This window comes from Solwaraspora sp. WMMD791 (assembly GCF_029581195.1).
In the GTDB taxonomy this organism is placed as follows: domain Bacteria; phylum Actinomycetota; class Actinomycetes; order Mycobacteriales; family Micromonosporaceae; genus Micromonospora_E.
The window spans coordinates 3,780,634-3,798,537 of sequence record NZ_CP120737.1 but is presented as its reverse complement, the minus strand read 5'-3'; the positions used below and the strand labels follow the sequence as shown (position 1 = coordinate 3,798,537).

Below are 17,904 nucleotides of genomic sequence, written 5' to 3'. Positions count from 1 at the left end.
GGGCCGCCCCTCACCCCGTGGCGGGCCGGCGGACCGGCACCAGTTGCGGGACCCTCGGAGGATGACAAGTATGACGCGGCTGTTCGGCACCGATGGCGTACGCGGGCGGGCCAACGCCGATCTCACTCCGGAGCTGGCGATGGCGGTCGCCGTCGCCGCTGCCCACACCCTCGCCGAGCGTGACCCGAGCCACCAGCCGCTGGCCGTCGTCGGCCGCGACCCCCGGGCCAGCGGTGAGATGCTGGAGGCGGCGGTGGTGGCCGGACTGACCAGCGCCGGTGCCAACGTGCTGCGGGTCGGCGTGTTGCCGACCCCCGGGGTGGCGTTCCTGGTCGGTGAGACCAAGGCCGACTTCGGCGTGATGCTCTCCGCCTCGCACAACCCGATGCCCGACAACGGGATCAAACTCTTCGCCGCCGGTGGACACAAACTGCCCGACGACATCGAAATGAAGATCGAGGCCGCGATCGACGCGGCGATCTCCGGCGACGGCTCGGTCGGCCGGCGCCGCCCGACCGGGGCCGGCATCGGCCGGGTGCACGACCTGCTCGACGGCGCCGAGCACTACGTCGGGCACCTCACCAGCACGGTCGGCCACCGGCTCGACGGGCTGAAGGTGGTGGTCGACTGCGCCAACGGCGCGGCGGCCGAGGTCGCGCCGGTGGCGTACCGGGAGGCCGGTGCCGAGGTGATCGCGATCAACGCCGAGCCGGACGGGCTCAACATCAACGACGGCTGCGGCTCCACCCACCTGGACGTGGTCCGGGCCGCCGTCCTGGAGCACGGCGCCGACCTGGGGCTGGCCCACGACGGCGACGCCGACCGCTGCCTGGCGGTCACCGCCGCCGGCGACGAGGTCGACGGCGACGAGATCATGGCGATCCTCGCACTGGCCATGCGCGACGCCGGGACGCTGACGGCCGACACCCTGGTCGCCACCGTGATGAGCAACCTCGGTCTGCGCCTGGCCATGTCCCGGGAGGGCGTCAGGCTGGTCGAGACCAAGGTCGGCGACCGGTACGTCCTGGAGGAGCTGCGCTCCGGCGGGTACGCCCTCGGCGGCGAGCAGAGCGGTCACATCGTGCTGCCGAGTTTCGCCACCACCGGCGACGGGGTCCTCACCGGCCTGCAGCTGATGTCCCGGATGGCGGCCACCGGTAGGTCGCTGGCCGAACTGGCCGCCACCGTCACCAAGCTGCCCCAGGTGCTGATCAACGTGCCGGTGGGCGACCGGATCGCCGGCACCGAGGCACCGGCCGTGCGGGCGGCGGCGCAGTCGGCCGAGGCGGAGCTGGGCGGCACCGGCCGGGTGCTGCTGCGCCCGTCGGGTACCGAACCGCTGGTCCGGGTGATGGTCGAGGCGGCCACCGTGGCTGACGCCCGGTCGGTCGCCGAGCGGATCGCCGACGCGGTCCGCGCCGCCAGCCCGGCCTAGGCACCGGCCGGTCGCGGGCCCCGCCGCTGGCGGTCGCGGGCCCCAGCCGTTGGACGCTGGCCGGCGGGCGGTCAGGCCTGGGGGCCGTGGGCCGGGGTCGAGAGCGGCCGGACCCGGGCCATCTGTGTCGAGAACGTCCCGTCGGTGCTGAAGGTGAACAGCTCGTCGCGGGTGCACCGGTACTGCACCGGTACGGCGCTGAACTCGGGGACACGTTCGCGCTGCAACTCGTCGCCCCGGAAGAGCCGGATCACCGCGTCGACCTCGGTGTACCGCATGATCAACTCCGCGTCCTCGGCGTGGTAGCTGCCGGTGGCCGTGCCGAGGACATGGTCCGACCAGAAGACCCCGTCGTGCTGCGCCAGGCGGTGGGCGCGGTGGGTGTAGTCGACCGACAGCGACCCGTCCGCGGCGAAGGTGGTCAGAGCGCCCTCGCCCCCGCTGTACCGCACCGGGTCGCCGTCTATCGTGCCGTCGACCTCATCCACGGTGGTTCGCCAGGTGCCGACCAGGCAGGGGTCGACGCCAGCGGGATAACCGGTGCCGGCCGACGCCGACGGTTGCCCGACCGGGTCCGTCGCGCCGTCGGAGCCGCTGCCAAAGCCGCTGCCGGAGCCGTCGTCGGAGCCGATGTCGGGCCAGAAGGGGGCGAGCGCCGCGACGACGCCGAGCAGCCCGGCGACCGCTCCGGCCAGCAGCACCGGCCGGCGGGGCCGGCGCCGGCCGACCTCGACCGCCGTACCGGGCGGTGCGGCCCCGGCCGCCGGTACGGCGGGCGCGGTGGCCGGCGTACCGGGCGCGGACCCGCCGGGGTCGACGGTCGGCGGCAGGACGCCGGTCGCCGGCGGGCGGTGGTCGACGACCCGGGGCACCCGTACGCTGCCCTCGGCGACGGCCAGCTCCGGCTGCTCCACGGTGACCGGTGCGATGCCGAAGCGGCGGTGCAGCACGGTGGCGACCGCCGGCATCCGGCTGGATCCGCCACAGAGGAAGATCGCGGACAGCTCGGTGGCGGAGATCCCGGCGGCGGCGAGGGTCTGCTCGACGGTGCCGACCGTGCGTGCGATCACCGGTGCGGCGAGTTCGTCGAGCTCTTCGCGGCCGAGCGGTACGTCGATGTCGAGCAGCGGCAGGTGGATCAGCGTCGTCGAGGCCCGGGACAGCATCTCCTTGGCCGCCCTGACGTTGTGCCACAACTGGTGGCGGGCGCGGCGGTCGCCGACCGATCGCGGCTGGTCGAGCCGCTGCCACAGGGCCGCCGTACCGAGGACCCGTAGCCGCGCGACGATCGCCGCGTCGATGTCGAGGCCGCCGCAGTCCGGGGTGCCGTTCGACGCCTCGGTGCGAAAGTCGGTGCCACGCCGGCGTACGACCGCCGCGTCGATGGTGCCGGCCCCGAAGTCGTAGATCAGCACCCGGCCGCCGTCGGGCACGCGGTCGCCGGCGATGTGGGCCAGGTGGTGTGCGGCGGCGACCGGTTCGTCCAGTAGCCGGGTCTGCGGCCCGGCCGCGTCGGCCAGCACCGCACGTCGGACCCGGCCCCAGCCGGCGGGGCAGGTGACGGTCAGCTGCGGGTCGGCGTCGTCGGCGGTGACCGCCCGGGCGGCGGTGCGCACCCGGTCGAGGACGGCCCGGTACAGCTCGGCGACGCCGACCTCGGTGCCGGCGAGCAGGACCGTGTCGTCGTCGATGCGCAGTTTCGGGTGCGGTTCGAAGGCCGCCGGTGTCGCGATCGCCGTGTGCAGCGCGTCCCGGCCGGTGAGCAACCGACCGGTGGGATCGAGGCAGACCGCCGACGGCAGCACCGGGGAACCGTCGAACAGCAGCGGGCGGGGCTCCCGCCCGGCGACTGCCAGCACCGCGACGGTGGACGAGGTCCCGAAGTCGATGCCCAGCTGAGCGGGTTTCCGGTCGCCGACGTGCACCTGGCGCAGTCTAGGTCGTCACCGCACATCCGCACGCGTCGTGCGGTGCCCACCGCTGGCGCTCACCGCTGGCGCAGTGCGGCCAATCGCCGGGTGGCCTCGGCCAGGACCTCGGGCCGTTTGCAGAAGGCGAACCGGACCAGCAGCCGGCCCGCGTCGGGGTCGTCGTAGAAGACCTGGGTCGGTACGGCGACCACGCCGCAGCGTTGCGGCAGTGACCGGCAGAACTCCACGCCGTCGGTACCGCCGAGCGCGCTGATGTCGGCGGTGGCGAAGTAGGTGCCCTCCGGGACCAGCACCCGGAACCCGGCCCGGTGCAGTCCCGCCACCAGCTGGTCGCGCTGGGCCTGCATGCGCTCGCGCAGCCCGGTGTAGTAGCTGTCCGGCAGGTTCAGCGCCACCGCGACCGCCGGTTGCAGCGGTGCGCCGTTGACGTAGGTGAGGAACTGCTTGACCCGGGTGGTGGCGGCGACCAGGGGGGCAGGACCGCTGGCCCAGCCGATCTTCCAGCCCGTACAGGAGAAGGTCTTGCCGGCCGACGAGATCCGCAGGGTCCGCTCGCGCATCCCGGGCAGGGTCGCCAGCGGGATGTGCGGGGCGTCGGCGTCGGTGAAGACCAGGTGCTCGTACACCTCGTCGGTGACCGCCCAGACGTCGTGTTCGCGGCAGAGCGCGGCGATCGCCGACAGTTCGGTCAGGGTGAAGACCTTGCCGGTCGGGTTGTGCGGCGAGTTGAGCAGCACCAGCCGGGTCTTCGGGCTGAACGCGGCGCGCAGCGCGGCCGGGTCGACGGCGTACCGGCCGTCGCCGTCTGGGCGCAGGGTGACCGGTCGGCGGACCGCGCCGGCGAGAGCGATCGTCGCGGCGTACGAGTCGTAGTAGGGCTCGAAGCAGACCACTTCGTCGCCGGGTTCGCAGAGCGCGAGGATCGCGGCGGCGATCGCCTCGGTCGCGCCGGCGGTGATCAGGACCTCGGTCGCCGGGTCGTAGTCGAGGCCCCAGAACCGGCGTTGGTGCCCGGCGACCGCCTCGCGCAGCGCCGGGATGCCGGGGCCGGGCGGGTACTGGTTCTGCCCGGTCCGGATCGCTTCGGCGGCGGCGGTGAGCATCGCCGTCGGTCCGTCGGTGTCCGGGAAACCCTGGCCGAGGTTCACCGCCCCGGTGCGCACCGCGAGTGCGGACATCTCGGCGAAAATCGTCGTCCCGAACGGGCGCATCCGGTGCACCAGCGGGTCGATGTCGGCGGGTACGTCGGGGGAGGTGACCACCTCGCCACTTTATGCGGTCCATCGAAGCAAATGACGGCAGCCGTGTTTTATCCGGAATGACGTCTATAGCCGCTTACTGATCAGGTGTCGTGAGCGATCGAGGGGGTTATGCGCACACGTGATGAGCGGAGGTGGGTTAGGCTACGGGCCATGTGTGGAATCGTGGGGTACGTCGGTGCGCGACCGGCGTTGGGAATCGTGCTGGACGGGCTCCGGCGACTCGAGTACCGGGGCTACGACTCGGCCGGCGTCGCCATCGTCTGCGGCGACGAGCTGCGGACCGAGAAGCGGGCCGGCAAACTGAGCAACCTGGAGAAGGCCCTCGGCGACGAGCGGTTCGGCTCCGCCACCGCGGGTGCCGGCACCGAGACCGGCTGCCCGCCGCCCATCGGCATCGGCGACGGCACCGCCGGCATCGGCCACACCCGGTGGGCCACCCACGGCGGCCCGACCGACCGCAACGCCCACCCGCACCTGTCCCGCGACGGCCGGGTCGCGGTGATCCACAACGGGATCATCGAGAACTTCGCCAAGCTGGTGGCCGAGTTGGAGGCCGACGGCGTCGAGTTCGTCAGCGACACCGACACCGAGTGCGCCGCCCACCTGCTCGCCGCCGCCCTGGCCGACCTGCGGGCCGCCGGTGAACCGGACGGGCCCCAACTGCTCGCCGCCGCGATGCGCCGGGTCTGCCAGCGCCTCGAAGGCGCCTTCACCCTGCTGGCCGTCGACGCCGCCATCCCCGACGCGGTGGTCGGTGCCCGCCGCAACTCCCCACTGGTGGTCGGGCGCGGCCCGGGCGAGCACTACCTGGCCAGCGACGTCTCCGCGTTCATCGAACACACCCGCGACGCCGTCGAACTCGGTCAGGACCAGGTCGTGCTGATCACCCCGGACAGCATCGAGATCACCGACTTCACCGGCGCACCCGCGTTGGGCCGAGACTTCCACATCGACTGGGACGCCTCCGCCGCCGAGAAGGGCGGCTACGACTACTTCATGCTCAAGGAGATCGCCGAGCAGCCGCAGGCGGTCGCCGACACCCTGCTCGGCCGGCTCACCGAGACCGGCGAGATCATGCTCGACGAGGTCCGCCTCACCGACCAGGACCTGCGCGACGTCGACAAGGTCTTCATCGTGGCCTGCGGTACGGCGTACCACTCCGGCATGGTCGCCAAGTACGCCATCGAGCACTGGACCCGGATCCCGTGCGAGGTGGAGCTGGCCAGTGAGTTCCGCTACCGCGACCCGGTGCTGGACCGATCCACCCTGGTCGTGGCGATCTCCCAGTCCGGCGAGACGATGGACACCCTGATGGCGCTGCGCCACGCCAAGGAGCAGAAGGCCCGGGTGCTGGCGATCTGCAACACCAACGGCTCCACCATCCCGCGCGAGTCCGACGCGGTGCTCTACACCCACGGCGGCCCGGAGATCGCGGTCGCCTCCACCAAGGCCTTCCTCACCCAGTTGGTCGCCTGCTACCTGATCGGCCTGCACCTGGCCCAGGTGCGCGGCATCAAGTACGCCGACGAGGTCGAAGCGGTGGTCAGCCAGCTCCAGGAGATCCCGGGCAAGCTGCGTCAGCTGCTCGCCGCGATGGAGCCGGTCCGGCAGCTGGCCCGTGACCTGTCCACCGCCAACCAGGTGCTGTTCATCGGCCGGCACGTCGGCTACCCGGTGGCCCTCGAAGGCGCGCTCAAGCTCAAGGAGCTGGCCTACATGCACGCCGAGGGCTTCGCCGCCGGCGAGCTCAAGCACGGCCCGATCGCCCTGATCGACCAGGGCACCCCGGTGGTCTGCGTGGTGCCGTCGCCGGCCGGCCGGGGCATGCTGCACGACAAGATCGTCTCCAACATCCAGGAGGTCCGGGCCCGGGGTGCCCGTACCGTGGTGATCGCCGAAGAGGGCGACACCGCCGTCGTGCCGTACGCCGACGAACTGATCTACGTACCGCGCACCCCGACCCTGCTCGCGCCGCTGCTGACCACGGTGCCGCTGCAGGTGCTCGCCTGCGAGATCGCCGCCGCCCGGGGCCACGACGTCGACCAGCCGCGCAACCTGGCGAAGTCGGTCACTGTCGAGTGACCACGTCCCGCTGGTGCTCACCGCCGAGCACGATCCGGGCCATCGCGTCCAACGCCGGATTGTCCTGCGCCCAGTAGCCCAGGTGGCCGGCCGCGTCACCGGTGAAGACCCGGGCGCCGAACCCGTCGGCGCTCGGGTCCTGCCCGTGCCACAGCCGGTCACCCGGCCACAGCTGCGGCCAGGTCGCGTGCCGGATGACGTCGTCGTCGGCGGTGCTGGCCCACACCCGGTCGGCCGGCACCGCCAACTCGCCGACATGGTCCACCCCGACCCCGGGCGAGCCAACGAAGATCAGGCTCTCGGCCGCCAGCTGCGGATCCCGCGCCGCGGCGCCCACCACCAGCGATCCGTAGCTGTGCCCGAGCACGGTCAGCCCGGCCGGGTCACCGCCGTCGCGCCCGGCGGCCAACCCGGCCTGGAACCGCTGCAGGTCCACCGCGCCCCGCTGAGCCGGCAGCGGGCTGGCCGCCTCGTCGACGAACGCCGGAGCTGCGTAGTCCAGCCACAACACCCCGGCGGTCGCCTGCTGCGGCGCCAGCTCGTGACAGCGGCGTACCACCTGCTCGGTGCGGGCCAGCTCGCCACCGGCGCGCGCCAGCCCGCTGCCCATCCCCGGCACGTGGGTCAGCACCCGCGCCGCCGCGTCCGGATCGCCCAGCGCCACGATCACCCGGCCGGTCGGAGCTGGCCCGCCCACGCCGGACACCGCTGCCGAGCCCTCGTCCAACGCCAGCAGGTACGCCCGGGGCCCGGTCGGTGCGGCCAACCGGCCGGCGACCGCGTCCAGACCGGCGATCAACCGGTCCAGCCGGCGGGCCTGCCCGACCAGCGTCGCCGAACCGGGGCCGCCGTCGGGCAACGCCCCCCGCTGGCGCACCAGATCCGCCCGGCGGCGGTCCAGCACCAACCGGTTCGCCTGGTCGCGCACTGCCGCCGGCAGCCCGTCGAGCCGGCCGGTCCAGGCCGGCTCGTGCCGGATCAGCCACCGCCGCTGCGCCGACGTCAACCCGTCCCACCAGGCCCGCACCCGTGCCGGTGGGGCGTGCGTCGGTGGCCGGGTCGGCGGCGGCCGGGCCGGCCAGCCCTGCGCGGCGGCGGTGGCGAGCGCGTCGAGCCGACGGGCCGCGTCGGCGTCCGCCGCGTCGGCCAGGGCGAGCGCCCCCGCGATCCCGTCGGCCACCCGGGCGGCACCGGCCAGGGTCGGACCGTCCGGTCGGGTCACCGTCGGGTCCACAGTGACCCGACCGGTACGGTCGACGGACACACCCAGCCGGTCCGCCGTACCGACCCAGTCGGCGAGCACCGCCTTGGCCCGGCTCAGCCGCTCCGCGTACCCGCTGAGGACCTGGTCGACCACGCACAGCTCCGGGCCGGCGGCGGCCAACCGGTCACGCAGGACGGCCAACCGCCCGTCGGCGGCGGACGCCGCCGGCCCGGTCCACCCCTGGCGCAGCCGGTCGGCCGCCCCGACGATGTCGGCGGTACGTCGGTCGACGACCGGCTGCGCCCGCCGCCAGGCCACCGCCGCCGCCTGCCAGGCGGCCGGGTCGGCGCGCCACAACCGCTGGTACGCGCTCGCCGGCCCAGCGGTCACCGGCCCAGCGGTCACCGCCCCAGCCGACGGGCCGCCCGGGCGTCGGCGTCGGCGTAGCCGTCGGCGGCCGCCACCAGCGCCCGCCCGGCCGACACCGCGTCGGCCCCGGCCTGGCAGAGCTGCCGGTGCACCGCCGCGGCCACCTCGGCCAGCAGATCGGCCGCCGCCCAGCCGGGTGCCTCGACGGTCAGCTCCGGCCCACCGCCGAGCCCGTGCCCCAACCGCTGACCCGACACGGCGAGCCGGTCGGCGACGTCGTACAACGTGGCCGGACGCACCGTCACCGGCCCCGGTCCACCGGAGAACCCCTGCATGCCCACCTCCCGATCCGGGCGCCGACCGGGCGGCCGGCGGCGGTGTCGACACGCTAGCGACGATCCCGACGGTCCCGCTGCACCCTGTGGACAACCGGCGGCCGGGGATGCGCCAGCGCCGGTATGGTGGCCGGTGTGATCGTGTCGGTCGGGCTGGACGTCGTCGCCGTCGAGCGGTTCGCCCGTGCGGTGGCCCGCACGCCGTCGCTGGCCGACCGGCTGTTCACCGGGGCCGAGCTGCTGACCCCGGCGGGCAACCGCCGGTCACCGGCGTCGCTCGCCGCCCGCTTCGCCGCGAAGGAGGCGGTGGCCAAGGCACTCGGCGCACCGGCCGGACTGCGCTGGCACGACTGCGAGGTGGTCGCCGACCCGGACGGCCGGCCCTGGCTGACCGTCTCCGGCACGGTCGCCGCCGCAGCGGCCGCGCGTGGGGTGCGCCGGTGGCATCTCTCGCTGTCCCACGACGGCGGCATCGCCTCGGCGATGGTCGTCGCCGAACGATGAGCAGAGCAACGACGAGCAGGGAGTGGTGGCCGTGATCGGAGTCTGGCGGGTGTCCGACGTGCGCCGTGCCGAGCAGGCGCTGATGGCTACGCTGCCGCCGGGCACCCTGATGCAGCGGGCCGCCGCCGGGCTGGCGCGGCGCTGCGCGCTGCTGCTCGCCGGGACCGGCGGCGTGTACGGCGCCGAGGTGCTGCTGCTGGTCGGCTCCGGCGACAACGGCGGCGACGCGCTCTACGCCGGTGCCCGACTGGCCCGGCGCGGGGCGCGGGTCGCCGCCTGGCTGCTGCACCCGCAGCGGGCACACGCCGGTGGGCTCGCCGCGCTGCGCGCCGCCGGCGGTCGGGTCACCGACGGTCCGGGCCGCTCCGTCGACCTGGTGGTCGACGGCATCGTCGGCATCGGCGGCAGCGGCGGTCTGCGCGCACCGGCGGCCGAGGCGGTGGCCCGCGCCACCACGGCGGCCTCGGCCCGCGGCGGGCGGCCGGCGGTGGTCGCCGTCGACGTGCCCAGCGGCGTCGCGGTCGACACCGGCGGTGGCGCGGCACCGGCCGTCCGCGCCGACGTGACCGTGACCTTCGGGTGCCTCAAACCGGCGCTGGCGGTCGGGCCGGCCGCTGCCGACGCCGGGCAGGTCGAGCTCGTCGACATCGGGCTCACGCCGTGGCTGCGCGGCACCCCCGCGTTCGAGGTGCCCGGCCACGCCGACGTGGCGCGCTGGTGGCCGGCGCTGGTGCCGGCCGCCGAGAAGTACACCCGGGGCGTCGTCGGTGTGGCCACCGGGTCGGCCACCTACCCGGGGGCGGCGGTGCTCTCCGTCGGCGGGGCCGTCGCCGGTCCGACCGGGCTGATCCGGTACGCCGGCAGCGCCGGTGAGCAGGTTCTCGCCCGGTACCCGTCGGTGATCGCCACCGGTCGGGTCGCCGACGCCGGCCGGGTGCAGGCCTGGGTGTGCGGCTCCGGCCTCGGTGGCGGCGACCACGCCGCCGCGGAACTACGGGCCGTGCTGGCCGCACCGGTGCCGGTGGTGCTCGACGCCGACGCCCTGACCATGCTGGTCGACGGCACCTGGTCGGAACAGCTGCGGGCCCGGCGGGCACCGACCGTCGTCACCCCGCACGACCGGGAGTTCGCCCGACTGGCCGGTGGTCAGCCGGGCGACGACCGGGTCGCCGCCGCGCTGCGACTGGCCGCCTGGATGCGGGCCACCGTCCTACTCAAAGGCGATCGTACGGTGGTCGCCACCCCCGACGGCCGCGCCTACGTCAACCCCACCGGCACCCCGGCGCTGGCCACCGGCGGCACCGGGGACGTCCTGGCGGGTCTGCTCGGGTCACTGCTCGCCGCCGGTCTGGCACCGGAGCACGCCGCCCTTGCCGCCGCGTACACCCACGGGCTGGCCGGCCGCCGCGCGGCCGCCGCCGGCCCGGTGACGGCGGCCGAGGTCGCCGCCGCGCTGCGGCCGGTGGTGGCCGAGCTGACCAGTACGGCGGCGAACCCGACGGGTCCGGCGGTAGCTGATCTGACCAGTGCGGAAGCTGCCCGATCAGGTGACTGATCAGTAGTCTGGACCCATGTGGCAGGCAGAGGTGCGGGTCGACCTGGACGCGATCCGGGAGAACGTCGCCCGGTTGCGAGCCGGGACCAGCGCCGAGCTGATGGCGGTGGTCAAGGCCGACGGGTACGGCCACGGGATGGTCGCCGCCGCCCGGGCCGCCCGCGAGGCCGGCGCCGACTGGCTCGGGGTCTGCACCCTGAGCGAAGCGCTGCAACTGCGCGCCGCCGGGCAGACCGGACCGGTGCTGGCCTGGCTGCTCGCCCCCGGACTGGCGCTGCACGAGGCGGTCACCGCCGACATCGACCTCGGCGTGGGCAGCCGCGACCTGGTCGCCGAGGCGGTCGCCGCCGCCCGGCTGGCCGGCCGACCGGCCCGCCTCCACCTCAAGATCGATACCGGGTTGTCCCGGGGCGGCGCCACCGGCGACGACTGGCCCGACCTGGTCGAGGCCGCAGCCAAGGCGCAGTCCGACGGCACCGTAGAGGTGGTCGGCGTCTGGAGCCACTTCGTCTTCGCCGACGCGCCGGGGCACCCCACCATCGACGGGCAGCTGGCCGCCTTTCACGAGGGTCTGGCGGTCGCCCACCGGTACGGCGTCCGCCCCCGCTACCGGCACCTGGCGAACTCGGCGGCCACCCTGACCCGCCCGGACACCCACTTCGACCTGGTCCGACCCGGGATCGCCTGCTACGGGCTGTCCCCGGTGCCCGGCGCGGACCACGGGCTGCGCCCGGCGATGAGCGTGCGGGCCCGGGTGATGCTCACCAAACGGGTCCCGGCCGGTCAGGGCGTGTCGTACGGGCACACGTACCACACCGGGCGGGAGAGCACCCTCGCCGTGGTGCCGCTCGGCTACGCCGACGGGGTGCCCCGGCACGCCTCCAACTGCGGCCCGGTCCAGTTGGCCGGGCGCAACCGGACCATCGCCGGCCGGGTCTGCATGGACCAGATCGTCCTCGACTGCGGCGACGACGAGGTCCGGGCCGGCGACGTGGCCACCCTCTTCGGCGACGGCCGCCACGGCGAGCCCACCGCCGACGACTGGGCCGCCGCCGTCGGCACCATCAACTACGAGATCGTCACCCGGTTCGGCAGCCCCCGGGTGCCGCGCAGCTACCAGGACTCCCGGGCATGAGCAGGCAGCGTGGGGTGGCCCAGCGGACGGCGGGGCCGCGGGCCGGCGTACAGAAGGTGGCCCGGACCGCCGGGATCGTCGGCGCGGCACTCGGCCTCGCCGCCGCCGGGGTGACCGCGACCGTCGCCGCCGAACGCGCCCTGGTCCGCCGGCTCAAACGCGACACCACCGACCCGTACGCCGACGAACCCTTCGGCGAACTGCCCTACGACGAGACCCGGGTGGTCACCGCCAGCGACGGCACCGACGTGTACGTGGAGATCGTCGAGCCGGACGAGGACGCCCCGCCCCGGCCCACCGTCGTCTTCGTGCACGGCTACTGCCTGGACATGGGGACGTTCCACTTTCAACGCCGGGAGCTGACCCGCCGGGGCGAACACCGGATCGTCTGCTACGACCAGCCCGGGCACGGCCGGTCCGGGCGGCTGGAGTCGGGTGACTACGAGATCGCGGCTCTCGGTGACACGCTGCGGGCGGTCCTGGAGCAGGCGGTCCCGGACGGGCCGATCGTCCTGGTCGGACATTCGATGGGCGGGATGACCATCATGGCGCTCGCCGAGCGCTACCCGGAGCTGTTCGACGAACGGGTCGCCGGCACCGTGCTGATGGCGACCTCCGGTGGCCTGCTCGACGAGGCCCGGCTCGGCGTACCGGCGATTCTCAGCCGGGCCGGCTCCCCGCTGCTGATGCTGGTCAACAACGCGACCCGACTGACCGGCGGGGTGATCGACCGGACCCGGCTGGCCGCCTCCGACCTCAGCTGGCTGCTGACCCGCCGCTACGGCTTCGGCACCGACCGGCCCAGCCCGGCACTGGTCAGCTACGTGGAACGGATGAACTCGCGGACCTCCGCCGAGACGGTCACCCGGTACGTACGCACCCTGCTCACCCATTCCCGGTACCCGGCGCTGGCGGTGCTCGCCCCCAACCCGACGCTGGTCATCGTCGGCGACAAGGACATGATCACCCCGGTGGCGCACTCCGAGGAGATCGTCCGCCGACTGCCGGACGCCGACTACGTCCAGATCGCCGACGGCGGTCACGTGGTGATGCTGGAACACGCCGACCAGGTGAACGCCGCGCTGTTCGCGTTCCTTGCGAAAATCCAGGAATGACAGTCCGGGTACGTCTGACCGCACTTGCCGACACCCATGCGTTCGGCCGACAACTGGGTCGCCTGCTGCGCCCCGGCGACCTGGTGGTGCTGGCCGGCCCGCTGGGTGCCGGCAAGACCGCCCTGGTCCAGGGGATCGGATCCGGCCTCGGAGTGCGCGGCGACATCACCTCGCCGACGTTCGTGATCGCCCGGGTGCATCCGCCGGACGCCGCCCTCGGCGGTACGTCGACCCTGGTGCACGCCGACGCGTACCGGCTGGGCGACGCACCCGATCCGCGCGCCGAGATCGACGACCTCGACCTGGACGCCGACGTCGACCGGGCGGTCACCGTCGTCGAATGGGGCGAGGGGATGGTCGAGCAGCTCGCCGACGCGCACCTGCTGGTCCGGATGCACCGGCACGACGACGACAGCCGGTCGGCGGAGCTGACCGGGGTCGGCGCCGACTGGGCCGAGCGTCTCGCCATGCTGGACGGTGATGTCGTAGCCGGGCGCTAGAGTGCGCCTCGTCCGCGGCACCCCGCCGATCTGACGGATCCACGAAAGGCGTTCTGTGATGCTCGACCTGTTGGCCATGCTGCCTGCGGCCTGGACGGCGGCCCTCACCCCGCACCTGGATCCGGCCGCCACCGCCCGGCTCGGTGCCTTCGTCGCCGACGAGTACGCGACCCGGACCGTCTTTCCGCCGCAGGAGGACCTGTTCGCCGCGTACCGGCTCTGCCCGCCGCAGCAGTGCCGGGTGCTGATCCTCGGCCAGGACCCGTACCACCGGGCCGGTCAGGCCCACGGGTTGAGCTTCAGCGTCCGCGACGGCGTGGCGGTCCCGCCATCGCTGCGCAACGTCTTCAAGGAGCTGGGCACCGACGTCGGGGTGCCGATGCCCCGCAGCGGCGACCTGACCGGCTGGGCGGCGCAAGGGGTGCTGCTGCTCAACGCGGTCCTGACGGTCCGCGAGGGCACGCCCGGCTCGCACGCGGGCAAAGGCTGGGAGGAGTTCACCGACGCCACGATCCGGGCGCTCGACGGCAGCGGGCAGCGGGTCGTCTTCCTGCTCTGGGGTGGGTACGCCCGCAAGAAGCGGGCGTTGATCACCAATCCGGCGCACGTGGTGCTGGAGGCGGGTCACCCCAGCCCGATGAATCCGCGCGGGTTCCTCGGTAGCCGTCCGTTCAGCGCCACCGACAAGGCGCTCGCCGACGCCGGTCTACCCGGGATCGACTGGAGCCGGACCGGCGCCGGCTGAGCTCTCTTCGGCCCCGGCCCCGGCTCAGCTCTCGTCGGCCCCGGCTGCGGCCCCGGCCGTGCGGCGGACCTCGCGGAACCGGCGCAGCAGGTCGGCAGTGTCCGGATCGACGATGTCGATCTCGGCCAGCGGTACGACCGGGTAGTGCCGCCCGTCGTGGCGTACCTCGATCGCCGGCGGGAGTTCGTCGTACATCCGGGCGTGGATCTCGCCGGCCATCGTCTGCCAGCGGTGCGGGTACGGCTCCCGAGGGTCGACCGGGATGTGGCGGTACTCCTGCCAGCGGTCCATCCACCGGGTGGCGTACTTGCGGGTGAGCCAGTCGGTGACGGCGTCGGCTTCTCGCCAGAGCAACGCCACGTGCACTCCGGGCGCCGGCACCGGCGCGCCCTGCAGCAGCGCCGCGGTCGGACCGTCGAAGACGAAGCTGAACCCGGCGGCCTGGCGGTGGAACTGTTCGACGCTGGTCTGCGCGAGCCGGTCGGCGAACGGGCGGGCGGCGATCTCGGCGATCCGCCGGTCGACATCGGCGTCGAGGTCCTCGACGCCGACGGTCAGTTGGCGTCCCATCGCCGCGAACAGCCGTTCGACCGTCGCCAGGCTCGGCGTCCGCGCCCCCTGCTCGATCCGGGCGACGGTGGCCTGTCCCACGCCGGCCCGATCGGCCAACACCTGCTGGGTCAGCAGCCGCGCCTGCCGCTCGTCGCGCAGCGTCGTGCCGATCAGCGCCGCCAGCGAGCCTGCGGGAGTCGCGGCCGAGGTGCCGTGGGTCGCGGCGTGGTGGGCCGTCGAAGGGTGTTCTGCCATCGACGTCGATCCTTGTCCGCCGCCGGGCGGCTGTCCATCCGTAGGGCGCAGGTCCGATGTCGGCTCCCGGACAGCCGCTCCCGGACAGCCGCTCCCGGGCAGCCGCTGCCGGACAGCGGCTCCGCCGCGCCTTCCGCCCCGCTGCAGTCTTCACGCCGATGTGGCTACCACTCCGAGGGGGCTTCCGCGACCGGACGCATGTATTGCGTCACATCGATATTCCTCAGAGGAATAATCATTCCTCTGAGGAATATCACTCACGCGCGTAGTTGTCTGTCGGGCGGTGACGTTCCGTGACGTGTTCGGCCCGTCGCGTACGGATCGACGCGCCAGCTGACGCGCCGGGCGTGATCTGCCGGCCGGTGCGATGGTCGGCGGGGCTGTCCGGTTAGTGTGCTTACCGTGCTGGTACTCGTGCTGGATTCGTCGACGCCCGCGGTGACCGCCGCGCTGGCCGAGGTCACCGACGACGTACGCCTGCTGGCCAGCCGCCGCGCGGTCGATGCGCGGGCGCACGGCGAGCTGCTCGGACCGCAGATCGCCGCCTGCCTGGCCGAGGCCGGCGCGACGGCGACCGACCTGACGGCGATCGTCGCCGGGCTCGGCCCTGGGCCGTTCACCGGACTGCGGGTCGGCCTGGTGACCGCCGTCAGCATGGCGCACGCGCTCGACGTCCCGGCGTACGGCGTCGTCTCCCTCGACGCGCTCGGCCGGGCGGCCGCTACCGGCACCGGCGCCGCCGATGGGCGCGCCGACGGCCCGGTGCTGGCCGCGACCGACGCGCGTCGGCGCGAGATCTACTGGGCGGTGTACGACGGCGACGGGCGGCGACTGACCGACCCGGCGGTGGCGACCCCGGCCACCGTGGCCGAGGCCCTACCGGGTGCCGCCCTGCCGGGTGTCGTCGCGGCGGTCGGCGACGGTGCGCTGCGCTACGCCGACGTCCTCGGCCTGCCGGTGCGGCCCGAGCCGCGTTACCCGAGCGCCCTGGCGTTGGCCGAACTCGCGGCCGACCGGGTCCGGGCCGGTGCCGACGGCGAGCCGTTGACCCCGTGCTACCTGCGTCGGCCCGACGCGGTCGCGGCGACCGGCCGGAAACCGGTGCTGCGGTGACCCAGGCCGGTACCCGGCAGCGAATCGTCCGGTTCCGCTGGTGGCACATCGAGCAGGTGCTGCCGATCGAAGCCGACCTGTTCGGTGCGGAGCGGTGGTCGGCCGAGATGTTCTGGAACGAGCTGGCCAACGACCATCACTACCTGGCCGCCGTCGACGACGCCGACCAGGTCGCCGGGTACGCCGGACTGGCCTGGGCCGGTGACCCCGGGGCACCCGACGAGGCGTGGGTGCAGAACATCGCGGTCCGCCGCGACGCCCAACGGCGTGGCCTCGGCCGTACCCTGCTGACCGCGCTGCTCGACGAGGCCGGCCGGCGCGGTGCCGGCCGGACCTTCCTCGAGGTCGCCGTGGACAACGCGCCCGCGCAGCGGCTCTACGCGGCGTACGGTTTCGAACCGGTCGGCGTACGTCGCGGCTACTACCAACCCAGCAACACCGACGCCCTGGTGATGATGCGAGATGGCTGACGAACCCCTGGTCCTCGGGATCGAGACCTCCTGCGACGAGACCGGAGTCGGCATCGTCCGCGGGCACACCCTGCTCGCCGACGCGCTCGCCTCCAGCGTGGCCGAACATGCCCGGTTCGGTGGCGTGGTGCCGGAGGTGGCCAGCCGGGCCCACCTGGAGGCGATCGTGCCGACCATGCGGCGGGCGCTCGACGACGCCGGGGTGACCCTCGCCGACATCGACGCGATCGCCGTCACCGCCGGTCCCGGCCTGGCCGGCGCGTTGCTGGTCGGCGTCGCGGCGGCCAAGGGCTACGCGATCGCCGCCGACAAGCCGGTGTACGGCGTCAACCATCTCGCCGCACACGTCGCCGTCGACACCCTCGAACACGGTCCGCTGCCGGAGCCGGCGATCGCCCTGCTGGTCTCCGGTGGACATTCGTCGCTGCTGCTGGTCGACGACCTGACCGCCGGGGTCACCCCGCTCGGCGCCACCATCGACGACGCCGCCGGTGAGGCGTTCGACAAGGTGGCCCGGCTGCTCGGGCTGCCGTTCCCCGGTGGGCCCCCGATCGACCGGTCGGCCCGCGACGGCGACCCGGCCGCGATCGCCTTCCCGCGTGGCCTGACCGCGCCGAAGGACCTGGCCACGCACCGGTTCGACTTCTCCTTCTCCGGGCTCAAGACGGCGGTGGCCCGCTGGGTGGAGGCCCGAGAACGGGCCGGTGAGCCGGTGCCGGTCGCCGACGTGGCCGCCTCGTTCCAGGAAGCGGTCTGCGACGTACTGACCGCCAAGGCGATCGACGCCTGCCGGGAGCGGGGCGTCGAGACCCTGGTCATCGGCGGCGGGGTGGCGGCCAACTCGCGGCTGCGGGCGATGGCCGAGCAGCGCTGCGCGCGGTACGGGATCCGGGTCCGGGTGCCCCGGCCGAAGCTGTGTACCGACAACGGGGCGATGGTCGCCGCGCTCGGCTCGCACCTGGTGGCCGCCGGGGTGCCGGCCAGCCGGCTCGACCTGCCGGCCGACTCCGCGCTGCCGCTGACAACGGTGAGCGTGTAATGTCCGGCGACGTGATCGTGCGGATGTGGGAGGCCAAGGCCGAGACGTCCCGCCTGCCCGAGTTGCTCACCTGGGTCTGCGACACCGCGCTGCCCGAGATCGAGCACAGCCCGCTGCACCTGGCCAGTGAGATCTTCTCGTCCACCGACGACCGGGTGGTGGTCGTCTCGAAATGGCGCAGCGCACCGGTGTCGCTGCCGGATCCGCCGCTGCGGCTGGTCACCCGGCCGCCGCACAGCTGGGACTTCACCCAGGTCGACCGCTGAGGTAAATCGGTAGCTCGGACGCGGACCGTAGCCGTAC

General features: G+C 74.0%; 17 protein-coding genes. 12 read left to right on the top strand and 5 right to left on the bottom strand.

The window, feature by feature from the left end; genetic code table 11:
• The first annotated feature begins 70 nt into the window (after positions 1–70).
• Entirely contained in the window at positions 71–1,435 is a 1,365-nt protein-coding gene (gene glmM, locus O7623_RS16800; protein WP_282229442.1) for a phosphoglucosamine mutase, read from the top strand.
• Between the two features lie 71 nt (positions 1,436–1,506).
• Here the strand turns inward: glmM and O7623_RS16795 are convergent, their stop codons facing one another.
• Both O7623_RS16795 and O7623_RS16790 read right to left on the bottom strand, forming a co-directional pair.
• On the bottom strand, positions 1,507–3,360 hold the full coding sequence (locus O7623_RS16795; protein WP_282223989.1) for an Hsp70 family protein: 1,854 nt from the start codon (positions 3,358–3,360) through the stop codon (positions 1,507–1,509).
• Positions 3,361–3,422: 62 nt separating this feature from the next.
• Complete coding sequence (locus O7623_RS16790; RefSeq protein ID WP_282223988.1) at positions 3,423–4,628, bottom strand: pyridoxal phosphate-dependent aminotransferase; 1,206 nt, start codon at positions 4,626–4,628, stop codon at positions 3,423–3,425.
• A 150-nt stretch (positions 4,629–4,778) separates the two neighbouring features.
• On the opposite strand from O7623_RS16790, the gene glmS reads away from it, so the two are divergent.
• Positions 4,779–6,710 carry a glutamine--fructose-6-phosphate transaminase (isomerizing) gene (gene glmS / locus O7623_RS16785; RefSeq protein ID WP_282223987.1) on the top strand — a complete coding sequence of 644 codons (1,932 nt, stop codon included), beginning with the start codon at positions 4,779–4,781 and terminating at the stop codon, positions 6,708–6,710.
• Here the strand turns inward: glmS and O7623_RS16780 are convergent.
• Positions 6,697–8,319, bottom strand: a complete 1,623-nt coding sequence (locus tag O7623_RS16780) for an alpha/beta hydrolase (RefSeq protein WP_282223986.1) — start codon at positions 8,317–8,319, stop codon at positions 6,697–6,699. The two genes, glmS and O7623_RS16780, sit on opposite strands and share 14 nt — an antisense overlap.
• Positions 8,316–8,618 carry a hypothetical protein gene (locus tag O7623_RS16775; RefSeq protein ID WP_282223985.1) on the bottom strand — a complete coding sequence of 101 codons (303 nt, stop codon included), beginning with the start codon at positions 8,616–8,618 and terminating at the stop codon, positions 8,316–8,318. The genes O7623_RS16780 and O7623_RS16775 overlap by 4 nt, the downstream gene beginning before the upstream one ends.
• Before the next feature lie 135 nt (positions 8,619–8,753).
• Between O7623_RS16775 and O7623_RS16770 the strand changes: the two genes are divergently transcribed.
• Genes O7623_RS16770 through ung form a run of 6 tightly spaced genes read left to right on the top strand, consistent with a single transcriptional unit; the run spans position 8,754 to position 14,172 of the window.
• Entirely contained in the window at positions 8,754–9,122 is a 369-nt protein-coding gene (locus O7623_RS16770) for a holo-ACP synthase (RefSeq protein ID WP_282223984.1), read from the top strand.
• Between the two features lie 31 nt (positions 9,123–9,153).
• The gene (locus tag O7623_RS16765; RefSeq protein ID WP_282223983.1) at positions 9,154–10,677 is read left to right on the top strand and encodes an NAD(P)H-hydrate dehydratase; all 1,524 of its coding nucleotides are present in this window, start codon (positions 9,154–9,156) and stop codon (positions 10,675–10,677) included.
• A 16-nt stretch (positions 10,678–10,693) separates the two neighbouring features.
• Entirely contained in the window at positions 10,694–11,812 is a 1,119-nt protein-coding gene (alr, locus tag O7623_RS16760) for an alanine racemase (protein ID WP_282223982.1), read from the top strand.
• Positions 11,809–12,927 carry an alpha/beta hydrolase gene (locus O7623_RS16755; protein ID WP_282223981.1) on the top strand — a complete coding sequence of 373 codons (1,119 nt, stop codon included), beginning with the start codon at positions 11,809–11,811 and terminating at the stop codon, positions 12,925–12,927. The genes alr and O7623_RS16755 overlap by 4 nt, the downstream gene beginning before the upstream one ends.
• Positions 12,924–13,427 carry a tRNA (adenosine(37)-N6)-threonylcarbamoyltransferase complex ATPase subunit type 1 TsaE gene (tsaE, locus tag O7623_RS16750; RefSeq protein WP_282223980.1) on the top strand — a complete coding sequence of 168 codons (504 nt, stop codon included), beginning with the start codon at positions 12,924–12,926 and terminating at the stop codon, positions 13,425–13,427. The genes O7623_RS16755 and tsaE overlap by 4 nt, the downstream gene beginning before the upstream one ends.
• A gap of 58 nt (positions 13,428–13,485) precedes the next feature.
• Positions 13,486–14,172, top strand: coding sequence for a uracil-DNA glycosylase (ung, locus tag O7623_RS16745; protein WP_282223979.1), 687 nt, complete (start codon positions 13,486–13,488; stop codon positions 14,170–14,172).
• A 24-nt stretch (positions 14,173–14,196) separates the two neighbouring features.
• Here ung and O7623_RS16740 read toward each other — a convergent pair whose 3' ends face one another.
• Positions 14,197–14,979 carry a helix-turn-helix transcriptional regulator gene (locus tag O7623_RS16740; protein WP_282223978.1) on the bottom strand — a complete coding sequence of 261 codons (783 nt, stop codon included), beginning with the start codon at positions 14,977–14,979 and terminating at the stop codon, positions 14,197–14,199.
• 402 nt (positions 14,980–15,381) lie between these two features.
• Between O7623_RS16740 and tsaB the strand changes: the two genes are divergently transcribed.
• The 4 genes from tsaB to O7623_RS16720 are packed head-to-tail and all read left to right on the top strand — an operon-like array spanning position 15,382 to position 17,867.
• The gene (gene tsaB / locus O7623_RS16735; protein WP_282223977.1) at positions 15,382–16,092 is read left to right on the top strand and encodes a tRNA (adenosine(37)-N6)-threonylcarbamoyltransferase complex dimerization subunit type 1 TsaB; all 711 of its coding nucleotides are present in this window, start codon (positions 15,382–15,384) and stop codon (positions 16,090–16,092) included.
• Positions 16,089–16,562 carry a ribosomal protein S18-alanine N-acetyltransferase gene (gene rimI / locus O7623_RS16730; protein ID WP_282223976.1) on the top strand — a complete coding sequence of 158 codons (474 nt, stop codon included), beginning with the start codon at positions 16,089–16,091 and terminating at the stop codon, positions 16,560–16,562. The genes tsaB and rimI overlap by 4 nt, the downstream gene beginning before the upstream one ends.
• On the top strand, positions 16,555–17,601 hold the full coding sequence (gene tsaD, locus O7623_RS16725; RefSeq protein ID WP_282223975.1) for a tRNA (adenosine(37)-N6)-threonylcarbamoyltransferase complex transferase subunit TsaD: 1,047 nt from the start codon (positions 16,555–16,557) through the stop codon (positions 17,599–17,601). The genes rimI and tsaD overlap by 8 nt, the downstream gene beginning before the upstream one ends.
• An 11-nt stretch (positions 17,602–17,612) precedes the next feature.
• The gene (locus O7623_RS16720; RefSeq protein WP_282229441.1) at positions 17,613–17,867 is read left to right on the top strand and encodes a hypothetical protein; all 255 of its coding nucleotides are present in this window, start codon (positions 17,613–17,615) and stop codon (positions 17,865–17,867) included.
• Positions 17,868–17,904: the final 37 nt, after the last annotated feature.